Origin of the sequence: Streptomyces sp. NPDC050738 (genome assembly GCF_040654175.1) — a bacterium.
Lineage (GTDB): Bacteria > Actinomycetota > Actinomycetes > Streptomycetales > Streptomycetaceae > Streptomyces.
Window position 1 is genome coordinate 250,479 of sequence record NZ_JBFAHN010000009.1, and the last position, 17,744, is coordinate 268,222.

Consider the following 17,744-nt stretch of genomic DNA (forward strand, 5'->3'; position numbering starts at 1 on the left):
TTCATTGGAGTGCCATCGGCATGAAAATTATTCTTGCCATGGACTCCCGTCAAGACCCACCATGTCGGCATGACGGATCACCGGCTCGTCCTGGGAATCGACGCGGGCGGCACCGCGACCCGCGCGGTCGTCATGCGGCTCGACGGAGAGCTGCTCGGTCAGGGACGGGCAGGCGGCGCCAACCCCACCACCCATGGCGGGCCCGCCGCCTGCGGCCGGCTGGCCGAGGCCCTCGCCGATGCGCTGCGCACGGTGGACCCGGCCGACGTGGTCGCCGGGGTGGCGGGCATCGCGGGCGGCCAGGCCTTCGCACCGGGTGAGCTCGCAGCGGTGTGGCAGGGGGCCGGACTCGGCTGCGTACCCCGCCCGGTGGGCGACGCGCTGATCGCCTTCGTGGCCGGCACCCCGCAGCCTTCGGGGACGCTTCTGCTCAGCGGTACGGGTGCGATCGCCTGCCGGGTGTCGGACGGGACCGTCGCGGAGGTGTCGGACGGCCTCGGCTGGCTCCTCGGTGACGAGGGATCCGGCTACTGGCTCGGGCGGGAAGCCGCCAGGGTCGTCGTGCACACCCTCGCGACCCCGGACAGCGCCGACCCGGGACTGCTCGGAGAGCTCGTCACCGAGGAACTGCTCGGCTCACCGCAATCCTTTCGTGACCTGAACGATCAGGCGATCGCCCTGGTGGCCCGCGCCCAGGCCGACCCCCAGTCGCTCACCCGGCTCGCTCCCGCCGTGAACGGGGCCGCCGCGGCAGGCGACCCGAAGGCGCTGGAGATCGTACGAGAAGGAGCGCGCAGGCTGGTCGCCACGGCGTCCCGCGTCCACCTCCCGCAGAGCCAGATAGTGCTCGCCGGATCCGTGCTGACCAGCGAAGGTCCGCTTCGCTCGGTGGTGCTGGAGCTCCTCGCGGCGCAGGGCGACACCTCGGTGCGTACCGCGGGAAGCGGGGCCGGAGCGGCCGCTTGGCTGGCGGCGGGCGAGGTCGTGAACCCAGTGGAAGCAGCCGTGCATGCCGTGCTGCACGCGAAATTTACCGAGGGTAATCCGTCTCCAGCGGCTTCTGCGCCCGTCACACCCGCCTGACCTGCGCTTCTGTCTCAACTGGGGTCGGTGGCAGGGCCGCTCATTCGTGCCTTCCCCTGCTCAAGGTCTTGACGGATAGGAACCCCAAAGGCTCATCTTAGAGTTCACATGTTGGAGATAGGGCGGGGTCTCATTGCTGCGACCCCGCGCGGGGGGCGGCCGTCGTGCCGTCTGCCACAAACGGGAGTGGATGAGTCGATGGAGACTCCGGGGTCGCAGACATCCCTGCACCGGGCCAACCTTGAGCGGGTCGTTCGCGCGGTGCGGATGGCGGGCTCGCTCACTCAGGCGGAGATCGCCCGCTCCACCGGGCTCTCGGCAGCCACGGTCTCCAATATCGTCCGGGAGCTGAAGGACGGCGGAACGGTCGAGGTCACCCCGACCTCCGCAGGCGGCCGCAGGGCCCGCAGCGTCTCGCTCAGCGGATCCGCCGGCATCGTCATCGGCGTCGATTTCGGACATACGCATCTCCGGGTCGCGGTCGGCAACCTGGCCCACCAAGTGCTCGCGGAGGAGTCCGAGCCCCTCGATGTGGACGCCTCGTCCGCGCAGGGCTTCGGGCGGGCCGAGGAGCTGGTCAAGCGGCTGATCGCGGCGACCGGCATCAGCGCGGACAAGGTGATCGGAGTGGGTCTCGGTGTGCCGGGCCCCATCGACGTCGAGTCGGGCACGCTCGGCTCCACCTCGATCCTGCCGGGCTGGACCGGGATCAATCCCTCTGAGGAGCTCTCCGCGCGGCTGGGGGTGCCGGTGTACGTCGACAACGACGCCAACCTGGGCGCGCTCGGCGAGTTGGTGTGGGGGAGCGGCCGGGGGGTCAAGGACCTCGCGTACATCAAGGTCGCCAGCGGTGTGGGCGCCGGGCTCGTCATCGACGGGCAGATCTACCGGGGCCCCGGCGGCACGGCCGGCGAGATCGGCCACATCACCCTCGACGAGTCGGGCCCGGTCTGCCGCTGCGGCAACCGCGGCTGCCTGGAGACCTTCACGGCGGCCCGGTACGTGCTGCCCCTGCTCCAGTCCAGCCACGGCGTGGACCTGACCATGGAGCGGGTCGTCCAGCTGGCGCGCGAGGGCGATCCGGGGTGCCGCCGCGTCGTGGCGGACGTCGGCCGTCACATCGGCAGCGGCGTGGCCAACCTGTGCAACCTCCTCAACCCCTCCCGTGTCGTCCTCGGCGGAGACCTCGCGGAGGCCGGAGAGCTGGTCCTGGGGCCCATCCGCGAGTCGGTCGGCCGGTACGCGATCCCCAGCGCGGCACGTCAACTCTCCGTGCTTCCCGGGGCGTTGGGCGGTCGTGCCGAGGTGCTGGGCGCTCTCGCCCTCGTACTCAGCGAAATGGGCGATTCGACCCTTTTGGACAGTAGTGTCCCCGCGGGGACCCCTGCCTTCACTTAGATAACGAATGACACCGTTGCCATCTCGTTAAGGATTTACTCCTTGACGCCTACGTGGCGGCCGAGTTGACTCACTCCCACCTCGGCCGCAACGTTGCGGCCTCGTCAGGGAGGCTTCTCCACATGAACGCAATGATGCGTCGCGCTGTTATCGGTACCGCTGCCGTCTCGATGGCCCTCTCGATTGCCGCCTGCGGCAAGGCCGGCGACGACAAGAAGGACTCCGGTGACTCGGGCAGCAAGACCAAGATCGGTCTGCTGCTCCCCGAGAACAAGACGGCTCGCTACGAGACGCTGGACAAGCCGCTGTTCATCGAGGCAGTCAAGAAGGACTGCGCGGACTGCGATGTTGTCTACAACAACGCAGGCGGCGATGTCGGCCAGCAGAAGCAGCAGTTCGAGCAGCAGATAGCCGACGGCATCAAGGTCATCGCGATCTCGTCGGTCGACGCCGAGAAGTCCGCCGCATGGGTCGCCGACGCGCACAAGAAGGGCGTCAAGGTCGTCGCGTACGACCGCGCCATCGTCGGTGCCGACGCCTACGTCAGCCACGACAACGAGAAGATCGGCAAGCTCCAGGGGCAGGCCATCCTCGACGCCCTCGGCTCGAAGGCCGCCACCTCCAACCTCGTCATGATCAACGGTGACGAGAAGGACCCGAACGCCGGTCTGTTCAAGAAGGGCGCCCACGAGTCCCTCGACGGCAAGATCAAGATTGCCTACGAGGCGTCCGGCGAGTGGGACCCGAAGATCGCCGGTGAGAAGATGACCGCCGGTATCTCCTCGGTCGGCAAGGACAAGATCAACGCGGTCTACTCCGCCAACGACGGCATGGCCGGCGGCATCATCACCTCCCTGGGCAACGCCGGCATCAAGGGCATCCCGGTGGGCGGCCAGGACGCCGAACTCCCCGGCATCCAGCGGATCATCGCCGGTACGCAGACCTTCACGATCTACAAGTCGCCGAAGCAGCTCGCCCCGGCCGCCGCTCAGTTCGCCGTCAACCTGCTCCAGGGCAAGGACATCGGCGCCCAGGGCAAGACGGACGGCGTTCCCTCCACGCTGCTCGAGCCGACCGTGGTGAACAAGGACAACATCGAGGCCACCGTGGTCAAGGACGGCATCTACCAGGCCTCCGCGATCTGCGTCAAGGACATCGCCGCCAAGTGCACCGCGCTGGGCATCAAGTAGCACCTCCTCGTGCCAGGGCCAACAGGCCCTGGCACGCACGGGTTCGACCCGCGCGCCGAGGTGCGCGGGCTCTGCCCGCCCCATGACTGTCCGGCCCCGGCCGGCTCATACCCCGCTGTCGGCCGGGTGCCGGACACTCACCCCCCCCAGTACTTCAGTACGCCGATGCCGCGCCCACGGCGCGGCGTCTCCGCCGGTCAGGCGGCACATCCCCGCCGGTCAGGCGGCGAAGGAGATGGTTCACGTGTCACAGACGCCCGTGCTGGCGTTGCGTGGAATCTTCAAGCGATTCGGAGCGGTGCAGGTCCTCTCCGGTGTCGATCTCGAAGTCCACGCCGGAGAAGTCGTCGCCCTCGTAGGCGACAACGGTGCCGGAAAGTCCACGCTGGTCAAGACGATCGCCGGCGTGCACCCCATCGATGAAGGCGTCATCGAGTGGGAGGGCAAGCCGGTCGAGATCAACCGGCCGCACGACGCCCAGAACCTCGGCGTCGCGACCGTCTACCAGGACCTCGCGCTCTGCGACAACCTGGACGTCGTCGCCAACCTCTTCCTCGGTCGCGAGATCAAGAAGGGCGGCGTCCTCGACGAGGTCGCCATGGAGAAGCGGGCACAGGACCTCCTGTCCACCCTCTCCATCCGTATCCCCAGCGTCCGTATCCCGGTCGCCGCCCTCTCCGGCGGCCAGCGCCAGGTCGTGGCCATCGCCCGCGCCCTGGTCGGCAACCCGAAGATCGTGATCCTGGACGAGCCCACCGCGGCCCTCGGCGTCGAGCAGACCGCACAGGTCCTCGACCTGGTGGAGCGGCTGCGCGAGCAGAACCTCGGCGTCATCCTCATCAGCCACAACATGGCCGATGTGAAGGCTGTCGCCGACCAGGTCGCCGTGCTGCGACTCGGCCACAACAACGGCATCTTCCCCGTGGCGACGACCAGCCACGAAGAAATCATCGCCGCGATCACGGGCGCCACCGACAACGCCGTGACCCGCCGCAAGTCCCGCAGCGCGGAGGCATCCAAGTGAGCAAGATCAGCAAGACGCCCGCCAAGGTCCCGGCCCAGGCCGAGGCCACCGAGGCTCCCGCAGCCGCGGCTGGCGCAGTCAAGGTCGTCGACCCCCGCCTGCTCATCCGTGAGCAGGGCTTCAAGGGCTACTGGATCGAGTTCAAGCGCAAGGTGCGCTCGGGCGAGATCGGCTCGCTGCCCGTCGTGGTGGGCCTGATCATCATCGGGATCGTCTTCCAGCTCGAGACCGGCAACTTCCTCACCTCGTACAACCTCGACCAGATCACGCTGTACGCGGCGGGCCCCGGCATCATGGCCGTCGGCATCGTCTTCGTACTGCTGCTCGGCGAGATCGACCTCGCGGTCGGTTCCGTCGCCGGTCTCGCGGGTTCGGTGTGGGCCGTGCTCGGCACGGACATGCCCGACTCCCTCGCCATCGTGGTCGGCATCCTGTCCGGCACGGTCATCGGAGCCTTCCACGGCATCGTCTTCGCCAAGATCGGCGTGCCCGCGTTCGTCGTGACGCTCGCCGGCTTCCTCGGCTGGGCCGGTCTGCAGACCTGGGTGATGGGCGACAAGTCCACCATCACCACCCCGCTCGGCAGCTTCGTCAGGGACCTGACCAGCTACTACTTCGAGGACGTCGCGGCCGCCTACGGCCTCGCCGTGGTCGTGATTGTCGCCTTCTACCTCGCGCAGCTGCGCGACTCGCGTCGCCGCAAGGCCGCAGAGCTGCCGCACCGCCCGCAGAGCGAGATCATCCTGCGCACGGTGCTGCTGGCCATCCTCACGCTCCTCGCCGCGTACGCGTTCAATCAGGAGCAGGGCCTCCCTCTCTCCCTGGTGATCTTCCTCGCGATCCTGGTCATCACCGACTTCGTCCTGCGCCGTACCACCTACGGCCGTCAGATCTTCGCGGTCGGCGGTGGCATCGAGGCGGCTCGCCGTGCCGGTATCAACGTGTCCTGGATCCGCATCTCGGTGTTCATGATCTCCGGCACGCTCGGTGCGGTCGGCGGTCTCTTCCTGGCCTCCGCGACCGGCGGCGCCGACCGTTCGCTCGGTGGCGGCAACCAGCTGATGATGTGCATCGCGGCAGCGGTCATCGGCGGTACGTCCCTGTTCGGCGGACGCGGCAAGGTCTGGTCCGCGCTCCTCGGCATCCTGGTCATCCAGTCGATCGTCCAGGGCCTCAACCAGATGAACCTGTCCTCCAACGCGATCCAGTACATGATCACCGGTGGAGTACTCCTCATCGCCGTGATCATCGACTCGGTCTCCCGCAAGACCCAGAAGACCGCGGGCCGCGCCTGACCGCGGTTCCGCAGGAGCGCCCGGCACCGTACTCCGGTGTCGGGCGCTCCTGCGTGGGTACAGCGTGATGCACGCGTGACATAGAACGCACCGCCCGATGAACACGGTCGCGGCCGGAACATTAGACTCGACAAGATCCGGCAGAAGCTCGATCAGGCTAGGAACGCAAGGAGGCACGGGTGGCGCTGCTGACCCGCATCACGGGACCGCGCGATCTGGACCGGCTCACCCCGGAGCAGCTGGAGCAGCTGGCCGAGGAGATCAGGGCCTTTCTCGTCGACGCCGTGTCCAAGACCGGTGGCCACCTCGGCCCCAACCTGGGCGTCGTCGAGCTGACCATCGCCCTGCACCGCGTCTTCGACTCCCCGAAGGACCGCGTCCTCTTCGACACCGGCCACCAGAGCTATGTGCACAAGCTGCTCACCGGCCGTCAGGACTTCTCCAAGCTCAAGATGAAGGGCGGCCTCTCCGGCTACCCCTCGCGCGAGGAGTCCGAGCACGACGTCATCGAGAACAGCCACGCCTCCACCGTCCTGGGCTGGGCCGACGGCCTCGCCAAGGCGAACGAGGTCCTGCGCAAGGACGACCACGTCGTCGCCGTCATCGGCGACGGGGCCCTCACCGGCGGCATGGCCTGGGAGGCGCTGAACAATATCGCCGCCGCCAAGGACCGCCCCCTGGTCATCGTCGTCAACGACAACGAGCGCAGTTACGCCCCCACCATCGGCGGCCTCGCCGACCACCTGGCCACCCTGCGCACCACCGACGGCTACGAGCGGTTCCTCGCCAAGGGCAAGGACTTCCTGGAGCGCACCCCGGTCGTCGGCAAGCCGCTGTACGAGACGCTGCACGGCGCCAAGAAGGGCCTCAAGGACTTCATCGCCCCGCAGGGCATGTTCGAGGACCTCGGCCTGAAGTACGTCGGCCCGATCGACGGCCACGACATCGCCGCCCTGGAGTCCGCCCTGGAGCGCGCCAAGCGCTTCGGCGGCCCGGTGATCGTCCACTGCCTCACGGAGAAGGGCCGCGGCTACCAGCCCGCCCTCCAGGACGAGGCCGACCGCTTCCACGCCGTCGGCAAGATCCACCCCGACACCGGCCTGCCGATCGCCACCGCCGGTCTCGACTGGACCTCGGTCTTCGGCGAGGAGATGGTGCGCCTCGGCAAGGAGCGCGCCGACATCGTCGCGATCACCGCGGCCATGCTCCAGCCCGTCGGCCTCGACAAGTTCGCCAAGGTCTTCCCCGACCGGGTGTACGACGTCGGGATCGCCGAGCAGCACGCCGCGGTCTCCGCGGCCGGCCTGGCCACCGGCGGACTCCACCCCGTCTTCGCGGTGTACGCGACCTTCCTCAACCGCGCCTTCGACCAGGTCCTGATGGACGTCGCCCTGCACAAGTGCGGCGTGACCTTCGTCCTGGACCGGGCCGGGGTCACCGGCACCGACGGCGCCTCGCACAACGGCATGTGGGACATGTCGATCCTGCAGTGCGTCCCGACCCTGCGGATCGCCGCCCCGCGCGACGCCGACCAGGTCAGGGCCCAGCTGCGCGAGGCCGTCCAGGTCGAGGACGCCCCGACGGTGGTCCGCTTCTCCAAGGGCGCGGTCGGTCCCGCCGTTCCCGCCGTCGGCAAGGTCGGCGGCATGGACGTCCTGCGCAACGCGGGCACGGACACCCCTGATGTCCTCCTGGTCTCGGTCGGCGCCCTGGCGCCCATGTGCCTGGAGATCGCCGAGCTGCTCAACAAGCAGGGCATCACCACCACCGTCGTCGACCCCCGCTGGGTCAAGCCCGTCGACGAGGCGCTGCCCCCGCTGGCCGAGCAGCACCGGGTCGTCGTCACCGTCGAGGACAACAGCCGTGCCGGCGGGGTCGGTTCCGCGGTCGCGCAGGCGCTGCGGGACGCGGGCGTGGACGTACCGCTGCGCGACTTCGGCATCCCGTCGCGCTTCCTCGACCACGCGTCCCGCAAGGAGGTCATGGCCGAGATCGGTCTGACCGCCCCGGACATCGCCCGCCAGGTCACCGGCCTGGTGGCGAAGCTCGACGGCCGCATGGTGGACGTGGCGGCCGAGGTCGCGCGCGACTGATCCGCTCCGCCCCCGTCAGCCCCTGGGCCGTACGGACCATCCCCCCCGGGTGGTCCGTACGGCCTATTGGTTTTCCCCCGCATGGGCCCCATCGGGTGAATTGCCCCTCCCGTTCTCCGTACGGGCAGGTGTGGTCTCGATCATTGCGGTGACTCGGCGATCGGGACCGGACCATCAGGGAGGCGCGGCAGTGGCCACACACACCGACCACAGCACCAGCAAGAGGCAGCAGGGACTGCTGCGGACGAAATCGATCGAGCAGTCGATCCAGGACACGGAGGAGCCCGAGCACGCGCTGAAGAAGTCGCTCTCGGCCCTCGACCTCACGGTCTTCGGCGTCGGGGTCGTCATCGGCTCCGGAATCTTCGTCATCACCGGTACGGCGGCCAAGAACTACGCGGGCCCCGCCGTCACCCTCGCCTTCGTCGTCGCCGCCGTGGTCTGCGCCCTGGCGGCCCTCTGCTACGCGGAGTTCGCCTCGACCGTCCCGGTCGCCGGATCCGCGTACACCTTCTCCTACGCCTCCCTCGGCGAGTTCCCCGCCTGGATCATCGGCTGGGACCTGGTCCTGGAGCTGGCGCTGGGCTGCGCGACGGTCGCCGTCGGCTGGTCCGGCTATGCGCAGTCGCTCCTCGACAGCTGGGGCATCCCGCTGCCCACCAAGCTCCAAGGGCCGCCCGCCGACGGCGGGTTCGGCTTCAACATCGCCGCCTTCCTCCTCATCCTCGCGGTCACCGCGGTGATCGTCGTCGGCATGAAGCTCTCCGCGATGGTCACCTCGGTCGTCGTGACGATCAAGGTCATCGTCGTACTGATCGTGATCGCGGTCGGCGCCTTCCTGGTCAACGGCTCCAACTACCACCCGTTCATCCCGCCGTCGCAGGAGACCAAGGGCGCCTCGGGCCTCAACTCCACGCTCCTCGAGGCGGTCTTCGGCTTCACGCCCACCAGCTTCGGCTTCATGGGGATCTTCACCGCCGCGGCCGTCGTCTTCTTCGCGTACATCGGCTTCGACGTCGTCGCCACCGCCGCCGAGGAGACCCGCAATCCGCAGAAGGACATCCCCCGCGGCATCCTCGGCTCACTGCTGATCTGCACGATCCTCTACGTCGCCGTCGCGATCGTGGTGACCGGCATGCAGAAGTACACCGACCTCGACTCCGAAGCCCCGCTCTCCGAGGCCTTCAAGTCCGTCGGGCACCCCTTCTGGGCCGGGCTCATCAACTTCGGCGCGATCATCGGCCTGGTCACCGTCTGCATGATCCTGCTGATGGGCCAGAGCCGCGTCTTCTTCGCGATGAGCCGCGACGGCCTGCTGCCGCCGCTCTTCAGCCACGTCCACCCCAAGTTCCGTACGCCCTACCGCTCCACCCTCATCCTGGGCCTCATCTCCGCGCTGGTGGCCGGCTTCGTCTCGCTCGACGAGCTGTCCAAGCTCGTCAACATCGGCACGCTCTTCGCCTTTGTCGTCGTGGCCCTCGGCGTGATCATCCTGCGTCGCACTCGCCCCGACCTGCCGCGCAACTTCAAGGCACCCTGGGTGCCCGTGCTGCCGGTGCTCTCGGTGGCCTGCTCGGTGTGGCTGATGCTGAACCTGTCGGTCGAGACCTGGCTGCGGTTCGCGATCTGGATGGCCGTCGGGGTCGTCATCTACTTCAGTTACGGCCGCAAGCACAGTCACCTCGCCCGCGCCCGCAACTCCCGGTAATCGCACGCGATTTCATCTCCGGCCCCGTATGTCCGCATAAGCCGCGGAGTGCGGGGCCGGTAGTTTGCACCCATGCTTGTCGATTTGCCGCCGTCGCTACGGTACGTATCCGCCCCCCGGCCGCAGCGACGCGCACCGGCGCCACCCTTCTGGCGCCGCGTCCTCCCCCTCCTTGCCGCACTGGCCGCCGTCACCCGCATCCCCTCCTTCCGCCTCCCCCTCTGGAACCCGGACGAGGGCTATCTCGCCGTCCAGGCGCGGATACTGGCGGGCGGCGGCACCCTCTACGACACGGTCGTCGACCGCAAGCCACCCCTGCTGCCCTGGCTGTACGAAGCCGTCTTCGCGCTCTGCGGCGACGACTCGCTGCGCCCGCTGAAGGTCCTCGCGGTCCTCGCCCAGCTGGCCACCGCGGCCCTCCTGGCCGCGATCGCCCGCCGCCGCTGGGGCGATCGGGCCGGGCGCACCGCGGGAGTCCTCTATCTCCTGGCGTCCATCGGCCTCAACCCGGAGGACACCCAGGCCGCCACCTTCGAGGTCTTCATGCTGCCCTTCACGGCGGCCGCCCTGTGGTGCGCGGACCGCGGACGGTGGGCCTGGGCCGGCGCCGCGGTGGCCGCCGCGTTCCTGACCAAACAGACCGGCGGCGCGGTGCTGATCCCGGTTCTCTGGGTGCTGTGGCGCACCGCACCGACCCGAAATGCCGTACTGCGTACGGCAGTCGGCCTCGCCGCCCCCGTGATCGCCGCAGCCCTGCTCACCACCCCGACGGGCTTCGTCTTCTGGACGGTGACCGGCTCGGGGGCGTATGCCTCCTTCACCGGATCCGAACTCCATGTGCTGGTACGCGCCGTGACCAACACCGCGATCCTCGCCTTCGCCTGCGCCGGTCTGATCCCCCCGGTCCTGCGCGTCCTGCGCATCGCCCGCACCGGGGCCGCCGACCTCTGGCTGTGGCTCGCCTCGTCAGTGGCCGCGGTCGTCATCGGCTTCCACTTCTTCGGCCACTACTACCTCCAACTCATCCCGCCCCTGGCGCTGTTGGGCACGGCCGCGCTGCAGATCCTGCCGCGCGACTGGCTGCACAGAGCCGTTCTCACCTCGGCCTGCACCTGCGCGCTCTTCCTCGCCTGGGGCCTGTTCGCACCGCGCCCGGAACTCGTCCACGTCCAGCGCCTGGCCGCGGCGGTACAGGTGCGCACCGTGCCCACCGACCGCGTCCTGGTCTGGGGGATGCACCCCGAGACGTATCTCTTCGCCGACCGGACCCCCGCCAGCCGCTTCCTCACCGCAGGGCTGCTGACCAACTACAGCGGCGGCCGCGACGGCCCGCAGGTCGGCGAGAAGTACGCCGTCGACGGCGCGTGGGCCCACTTCCGCCAGGAGATGGCCGAGCGTCCCCCGGCCCTGATCGTCGACGACTCGCTCGGCAAGCCCTTCGCGCCCGACCGCGTCCCCACCCTGCGCCGGCTCATCGAGGGCCGCTACACGGAGCGGGCCACGGTCGACGGGGCGGTGTTCTACGTACGCTCCCCGGGCGGCTGACGCACGCTGCGGGGGCCGGCGCACCGCGCCCCGTGAGCCTCCACGCGCCTGCGCAGCTCACGGTCGGCGGTCACCACGGTGCACTCCACCCCGGCGGCCCCGGCCTCCGCGGCCAGCTCCACGATCCGGTCGTCACCGCTGCCGGGTGCCGACTCCACCCGTACGCCTTCGACGGACTCCACCCCGCGGGCCGCGCCCTCCACCACCAGGACGATCTCGGCCCCTTCCCCGGCCGCCCGCCCGTACAGGACGAGGCCGTCCCGCAGCCGTACGGCGGCCCCGCGCCGGTCCCGCCACCAGCCGTCGGGCACGGAACCCACCACATTTGCCGCGTCCACGATCAACAGGGACACCCTCGCACCGCCCCTCACCAGCCAGAATGTTAGTGTTGTCGACAAGTATGACCAGTTGAAGGAAGGCTGGCAGCCAGCCATGTCGCCGCGTACCGCCCAAGCGCCCAGCACCAGTCGCTGGCTTTTCCTCGGCAAGGACGGAAGGCTCACCGCCTACGCCCTGACCGAGGGCGGCATCCTCCGCTGGACGGAGACCAGCCCCGGCGGACCCCACTGGTCGCCCCCCGATTTCATCGAGGCCGCAGGCCTCCTGCACCTCGCGCTCGGGCAGGGCCCCGACGGTTACGTCCACCTCCTCGCCCGCCGCAGGCGGGCCCAGGGCGACGACGTGATGCACGCCGTCCAGTACCAGAGCGGTCGCCCGATCGGCCCCTGGCAGTCGCTGGGCAATCCGCACACCAAGGACATGAACAAGGCCCGTGCCGTCGGTGTCCCCGCGGTCGCGGTCAGCGCCGACGGCTATGTGCACCTCTTCCTGAACAACGGCAACGGCGCGGTCAATCTGCGGCGCCAGACCAAGGCCGTGAAGTGGCAGGGGTGGCAGGACCTCAAGGGCGCGAACTTCCGCGAGGGCATGGCGGCCGCCGTCGCCGTCGGCGGCCTGGTCGAGGCGCTCGCCCCCGCCGACAAGGAACTCCTCCGCCGCGAACAGGCCGCCCCAGGCGGCGACTTCAGCGAGGCCGAGCCTGTCGCGGCCACCCCGCACCCGGCCTCGCTGACCGGCCTGCAGACCGCCGACGACCACGCCACGTACTACTGGAGCGACCGCGAGTCCGCCGGCATCGTCGCCCACCGCCACGGCTCCGAGCCCATCGCCCTCGGCGGCGACCCGGACGACGGCCCCCCGGCGGTTCTGCGCACCCCGATAGAGGGACACGACTGCACGGTCCTGGCCTACCGGGGCCGCGACGGCCGCCCGGCCATCGCGGCCTGCCCGACCGAGGCCGAAGCGGACGGCCTGTGGTGGACGCCGACCGGCGAGCCCTCCCTCGGCGCCCCCGCCCTCGCCCTGGACGCCGAGGGCCGGGTGGTCATGGCGGTCGTCGCCGCGGACGGCACCCTGCGCGTGGCCCGCCAGAAGGACGAACCGGGCCTGGCACTGGCGGCCTGGGTCCGCGCCTAGGACGAAAAACGATCGGGCCGTACGGGAGTGATCCCGTACGGCCCGATCGCTATGGGGTTCGGACGTTACGCCGGAACGCTCGCCACGCCCTGCGCCAGGAACGGCTTCCCGTTCACCCGCTGCGAGACGCCCTCGCGGTCCAGGTACGGCGTGATCCCGCCGAGGTGGAAGGGCCAGCCCGCACCGGTGATCAGGCAGAGGTCGATGTCCTGCGCCTCGGCGACGACACCCTCCTCCAGCATGAGCCCGATCTCCTGCGCCACCGCGTCCAGGACACGGTCACGGGTCTGCTCCTCGGTCAGTACGACATCGCCCTGCTTGAGCAGCGCCGCGACCTCCGGGTCCAGCTCCGGCTTGCCGCTGTCGTAGACGTAGAAGCCGCGCTTGCCCGCCTTGACCACGGCGGCCAGGTTCTCCGAGACGGTGAAGCGCTCCGGGAAGGCGCGGTTCAGGGTCTCCGAGACGTGCAGACCGATCGCCGGGCCGACCAGCTCCAGGAGCACCAGGGGCGACATCGGCAGGCCCAGCGGCTCGACCGCCTTCTCGGCGACCTCCACCGGGGTGCCCTCGTCGATGACGTTCTGGATCTCGCCCATGAAGCGGGTGAGGATGCGGTTCACGACGAACGCCGGGGCGTCCTTCACCAGTACAGCGGTCTTCTTCAGCTTCTTGGCGACACCGAAGGCCGTGGCCAGCGACGCGTCGTCCGTCTGCTCGCCGCGCACGATCTCCAGGAGCGGGAGGATCGCGACCGGGTTGAAGAAGTGGAAGCCGACGACCCGCTCGGGGTTCTTCAGCTTCGACGCCATCTCGGTGACCGAGAGGGACGAGGTGTTGGTGGCGAGGATCGCGTGCGCCGGAGCGACCGCCTCGACCTCCGCGAACACCTGCTGCTTGACGCCGATCTCCTCGAAGACGGCCTCGATGATGAAGTCGGCGTCGGAGAAGCCCTCGGCCTTGTCCAGGACACCGGAGACCAGGCCCTTGAGGCGGTTGGCCTTGTCCTGGTTGATGCGGGACTTCAGCAGCAGCTTGTCGATCTCGCCGTGGACGTACGAAACGCCCTTGTCGACCCGCGCCTGGTCGATGTCCGTGAGGACGACCGGGACCTCGAGGCGGCGCAGGAAGAGCAGCGCGAGCTGCGAGGCCATCAGGCCCGCACCCACGACGCCCACCTTCGTCACCGGACGCGCCAGGTTCTTGTCCGGCGCACCCGCCGGGCGCTTGGCGCGCTTCTGTACGAGGTTGAACGCGTAGATGCCGCTGCGGAGTTCCCCGCCCATGATGAGGTCGGCCAGCGCGGCGTCCTCGGCGTCGAAGCCCGCCTGCAGGTCACCGCTCTTGGCGGCGGCGATGATGTCCAGCGCGCGGTACGCGGCCGGGGCGGCGCCGTGCACCTTGGAGTCGGCGACGAGACGGCCCTTGGCGACGGCCTGGTCCCAGGCCTCGCCGCGGTCGATCGCGGGGCGCTCGACCTTGACGTCGCCCTTGAGGACGTTCGCCGTCCAGATCAGCGACTGCTCCAGGAAGTCCGCGCCCTCGAAGATCGCGTCGGCGATCCCGAGCTCGAAGACCTGCTTGCCCTTCAACTGCCGGTTCTGGCTGAGCGAGTTCTCGATGATGACCGAGACCGCGCGCTCCGCGCCGATCAGGTTCGGCAGCAGGGCGCAGCCGCCCCAGCCGGGTACCAGACCGAGGAAGACCTCGGGCAGCGAGAAGGCGGGCAGTGCCTTGGAGACGGTGCGGTAGGTGCAGTGCAGACCGACCTCGACACCGCCGCCCATCGCGGCACCGTTGTAGTACGTGAACGTGGGGACCGCCAGGCCCGACAGCCGCTTGAAGACCTCGTGGCCGCCCTTGCCGATGGCCAGCGCGTCGTCGTGGTTCTTGAGGAGCTCGACACCCTTGAGGTCGGCGCCGACCGCGAAGATGAACGGCTTGCCGGTGATACCGACACCGACGATTGCTCCGTCGGCCGCCTCCTTCTCCACCTGGTCGATGGCGGCGTTCAGATTCGCGAGCGAACCCGGGCCGAAGGTCGTCGGCTTGGTGTGGTCGAAGCCGTTGTCCAGCGTGATCAGCGCGAACTTGCCCGCGCCGTACGGCAGATCGAGGTGGCGTACGTGCGCCGAGGTGACGACCTCGCCCGGGAACAGCTCGGCTGCACCCTTCAGAAGCTCAGTGGTGGACGTGCTCACTTCTCGCCTCCGGCGTCCTTGTGGTTCGGGTTCTCCCAGATGACCGTGGCGCCCATGCCGAAGCCGACACACATGGTGGTCAGGCCGTAGCGGACCTCGGGCTGCTCCTCGAACTGCCGCGCCAGCTGCGTCATCAGACGCACGCCGGAAGAGGCGAGGGGGTGGCCGTAGGCGATGGCGCCGCCGTACTGGTTGACGCGCGCGTCGTCGTCCGCGATGCCGTAGTGCTCGAGGAAGGCGAGCACCTGGACCGCGAAGGCCTCGTTGATCTCGAAGAGGTTGATGTCCTCGATGGAGAGGCCGGCCTTGGCGAGGGCCTTCTCGGTGGCCGGGATCGGGCCGTAGCCCATGACCTCCGGCTCGACGCCGGTGAAGGCGTACGACACGAGGCGCATCTTGACCGGGAGGTTGTGCTCCCGGGCGAAGTCCTCGGAGGCGATGATCGAGGCGGTGGCACCGTCGTTGAGACCGGCGGCGTTGCCCGCGGTGACGCGTCCATGCGTACGGAACGGCGTCTTGAGCCCGGCGAGGTTCTCCAGGGTCGTGCCCGGACGCATCGGCTCGTCGGCGGTGACCAGACCCCAACCGGTCTCGCCCACCTCGGCGTTGGTGTTGCGTACGGAGATCGGGACCAGGTCCTGCTGGATCTTCCCGTTCGCGTACGCCTTCGCAGCCTTCTCCTGCGAGCGCACGGCGTACTCATCCGCGCGCTGCTTGGTGATGGTGGGGTAGCGGTCGTGCAGGTTCTCGGCGGTCATGCCCATGAACAGGGCGGACTCGTCGACGAGCTTCTCGCTCACGAACCGCGGGTTCGGGTCGACGCCCTCGCCCATGGGGTGGCGGCCCATGTGCTCGACGCCACCGGCGATGACGGCGTCGTACGCGCCGAAGGCGATCGAGCCCGCGGTCGCCGTCACGGCGGTCAGCGCGCCCGCGCACATGCGGTCGATCGAGTAGCCGGGCACGGACTGCGGCAGACCGGCGAGGATTCCCGCGGTCCGGCCGAGGGTGAGGCCCTGGTCGCCGATCTGGGTGGTGGCGGCGATGGCCACCTCGTCGATCAGCGCGGGGTCGAGTTCCGGGTTGCGTCGCAGCAGCTCCCGGATCGCCTTCACGACGAGATCGTCGGCCCGGGTCTCGTGGTAGATGCCCTTCGGGCCCGCCTTGCCGAACGGGGTGCGGACGCCGTCGACGAAGACGACGTCCCGGATGGTACGAGGCACGATGGCTCTCCTCCAGGGTGCGGGATGGCACAGCTGCTGCGGGCACGACGGATCGTGTTCCGCATACGGCCATGCTACCCACGGGTAACCAGACTGCCCAGTCCTTACGGCAGGAGCGGCGAAGGTCACACGGAGGAGCCCCCGGCCGGGGCCGCGGCCACCACCGCGGCCCCGAGCGCCGTCAGCTCTGTGCGGGTCCCGCCTGAAGTGCCGTCACCAGCAGGGGCCCGACCTGTTCGATCTGCCACCTGCGCGCGCCGAGCCCGGAAAGAACGGCCGAGATCTTTTCCTCGGTGGGGTCCCTCGGCGGCTCCCAGCACACCCGGCGCACCGTGTCCGGCGTCATCAGGTTCTCCTGCGGCATGTTCAGTTCCTCGGCCAGCGCCGAGACCGCGGCTCGCGCCGCGGAGAGCCGGGCCGCTGCCGCCGGGTCCTTGTCCGCCCAGGCGCGGGGCGGCGGCGGACCCGCCAGCTGCGTTCCCGGCTGCGGGAGTTCGTTGTCCGGCAGGGCCCTGGCCCGGTCGACCGCGGCCTGCCACTGATCCAGTGCGCGCCGGCCCATCCGGTGGCCGAATCCGGGCAGGGCGGTCAGCGCCGTCACATTGACCGGCAGCGCGAGCGCCGCCTCCACGATGGCGCCGTCGCCGAGCACCTTCCCCGGCGACACGTCACGGCGCTGGGCAACCGTGTCGCGGGTGGTCCACAGCTCGCGTACGACCGCCATCTGACGGCGGCGGCGCACCTTGTGCATCCCCGACGTACGGCGCCAGGGGTCCTTGCGCGGCGGCGCGGGCGGCGCGGAGGCGATCGCGTCGAACTCCTCCAGGGCCCACTCCAGCTTGCCCTGCCGCTCCAGCTCCTTCTCCAGCGCATCGCGCAGATCGACGAGAAGCTCCACGTCGAGCGCGGCGTAGCGCAGCCACGGGTCCGGCAGCGGACGCGTCGACCAGTCGACGGCGGAGTGACCCTTCTCCAGGGCGTAACCCAGTACGTTCTCGACCATCGCGCCCAGGCCGACCCGCGGGAACCCGGCGAGCCTCCCGGCCAGCTCGGTGTCGAAGATCCGCGTCGGGACCATGCCTATTTCGCGCAGGCAAGGAAGGTCCTGGGTCGCGGCGTGCAGCACCCACTCGGCGTCCGCGATGACGTCGCCCAGACCCGAGAGGTCCGGACAGCCGACCGGATCGATCAGCGCGGAGCCCGCGCCTTCGCGGCGGAGCTGGACGAGATAGGCGCGCTGTCCATAGCGGTAGCCGGACGCGCGTTCGGCATCGACGGCGACGGGGCCCGTGCCCGCGGCGAAGGCCGCGATCACTTCGGCGAGCGCCTCATCGGTGGCGATCACCGGCGGAATGCCCTCGCGGGGCTCCAACAAAGGAATCGGCGCCGTATCGACGTCGTCGGGGGGAGCGCCCCCCGTGGTGCGCAGTGCTGTCTCTGCTGCGGTCTCTTGGGCGTCGGTCACCTGTCAAGGGTATCTGTGAACGCACGGGGCCCGTCGACGGAACGTT

13 protein-coding genes are annotated in these 17,744 nt (G+C 69.6%); 9 read left to right on the forward strand and 4 right to left on the reverse strand.

Annotated features, from left to right (window positions below; all coding sequences use genetic code 11):
• Positions 1 to 69: 69 nt before the first annotated feature.
• The 8 genes from AB0H78_RS24070 (at position 70) to AB0H78_RS24105 (ending at position 11,336) form a co-directional block, all read left to right on the forward strand.
• Positions 70 to 1,083 (forward strand): BadF/BadG/BcrA/BcrD ATPase family protein, encoded by a 1,014-nt coding sequence (locus AB0H78_RS24070; protein WP_363236592.1) that lies wholly within the window; start codon positions 70 to 72, stop codon positions 1,081 to 1,083.
• 198 nt (positions 1,084 to 1,281) lie between these two features.
• Entirely contained in the window at positions 1,282 to 2,481 is a 1,200-nt protein-coding gene (locus AB0H78_RS24075; RefSeq protein WP_363236593.1) for an ROK family transcriptional regulator, read from the forward strand.
• Between the two features lie 122 nt (positions 2,482 to 2,603).
• Positions 2,604 to 3,671: a substrate-binding domain-containing protein gene (locus tag AB0H78_RS24080; protein WP_363236594.1), complete on the forward strand. Its 1,068-nt coding sequence runs from the start codon at positions 2,604 to 2,606 to the stop codon at positions 3,669 to 3,671.
• A 235-nt stretch (positions 3,672 to 3,906) separates the two neighbouring features.
• On the forward strand, positions 3,907 to 4,695 hold the full coding sequence (locus tag AB0H78_RS24085) for an ATP-binding cassette domain-containing protein (protein WP_363236595.1): 789 nt from the start codon (positions 3,907 to 3,909) through the stop codon (positions 4,693 to 4,695).
• Complete coding sequence (locus AB0H78_RS24090) at positions 4,692 to 5,990, forward strand: sugar ABC transporter permease (protein ID WP_363236596.1); 1,299 nt, start codon at positions 4,692 to 4,694, stop codon at positions 5,988 to 5,990. The genes AB0H78_RS24085 and AB0H78_RS24090 overlap by 4 nt, the downstream gene beginning before the upstream one ends.
• Positions 5,991 to 6,169: 179 nt before the next feature.
• On the forward strand, positions 6,170 to 8,083 hold the full coding sequence (gene dxs / locus AB0H78_RS24095; protein ID WP_363236597.1) for a 1-deoxy-D-xylulose-5-phosphate synthase: 1,914 nt from the start codon (positions 6,170 to 6,172) through the stop codon (positions 8,081 to 8,083).
• A gap of 190 nt (positions 8,084 to 8,273) precedes the next feature.
• Positions 8,274 to 9,791, forward strand: coding sequence for an amino acid permease (locus AB0H78_RS24100; RefSeq protein ID WP_363236598.1), 1,518 nt, complete (start codon positions 8,274 to 8,276; stop codon positions 9,789 to 9,791).
• Between the two features lie 72 nt (positions 9,792 to 9,863).
• The gene (locus AB0H78_RS24105) at positions 9,864 to 11,336 is read left to right on the forward strand and encodes a glycosyltransferase family 39 protein (protein ID WP_363236599.1); all 1,473 of its coding nucleotides are present in this window, start codon (positions 9,864 to 9,866) and stop codon (positions 11,334 to 11,336) included.
• On the opposite strand, the gene AB0H78_RS24110 is transcribed toward AB0H78_RS24105, so the two are convergent.
• On the reverse strand, positions 11,312 to 11,689 hold the full coding sequence (locus AB0H78_RS24110; RefSeq protein ID WP_363236600.1) for an NTP pyrophosphohydrolase: 378 nt from the start codon (positions 11,687 to 11,689) through the stop codon (positions 11,312 to 11,314). The two genes, AB0H78_RS24105 and AB0H78_RS24110, sit on opposite strands and share 25 nt — an antisense overlap.
• Positions 11,690 to 11,768: 79 nt before the next feature.
• On the opposite strand from AB0H78_RS24110, the gene AB0H78_RS24115 reads away from it, so the two are divergent.
• Positions 11,769 to 12,812 (forward strand): hypothetical protein, encoded by a 1,044-nt coding sequence (locus tag AB0H78_RS24115; RefSeq protein WP_363236601.1) that lies wholly within the window; start codon positions 11,769 to 11,771, stop codon positions 12,810 to 12,812.
• Positions 12,813 to 12,877: 65 nt separating this feature from the next.
• Here the strand turns inward: AB0H78_RS24115 and AB0H78_RS24120 are convergent, their stop codons facing one another.
• From AB0H78_RS24120 to AB0H78_RS24130, 3 genes are all read right to left on the reverse strand, one after another.
• Entirely contained in the window at positions 12,878 to 15,010 is a 2,133-nt protein-coding gene (locus AB0H78_RS24120) for a 3-hydroxyacyl-CoA dehydrogenase NAD-binding domain-containing protein (RefSeq protein WP_363236602.1), read from the reverse strand.
• Complete coding sequence (locus AB0H78_RS24125) at positions 15,007 to 16,233, reverse strand: acetyl-CoA C-acyltransferase (RefSeq protein ID WP_363236603.1); 1,227 nt, start codon at positions 16,231 to 16,233, stop codon at positions 15,007 to 15,009. The genes AB0H78_RS24120 and AB0H78_RS24125 overlap by 4 nt, the downstream gene beginning before the upstream one ends.
• A gap of 181 nt (positions 16,234 to 16,414) precedes the next feature.
• On the reverse strand, positions 16,415 to 17,698 hold the full coding sequence (locus AB0H78_RS24130; protein ID WP_363236604.1) for a ribonuclease D: 1,284 nt from the start codon (positions 17,696 to 17,698) through the stop codon (positions 16,415 to 16,417).
• Positions 17,699 to 17,744 lie beyond the last annotated feature (46 nt).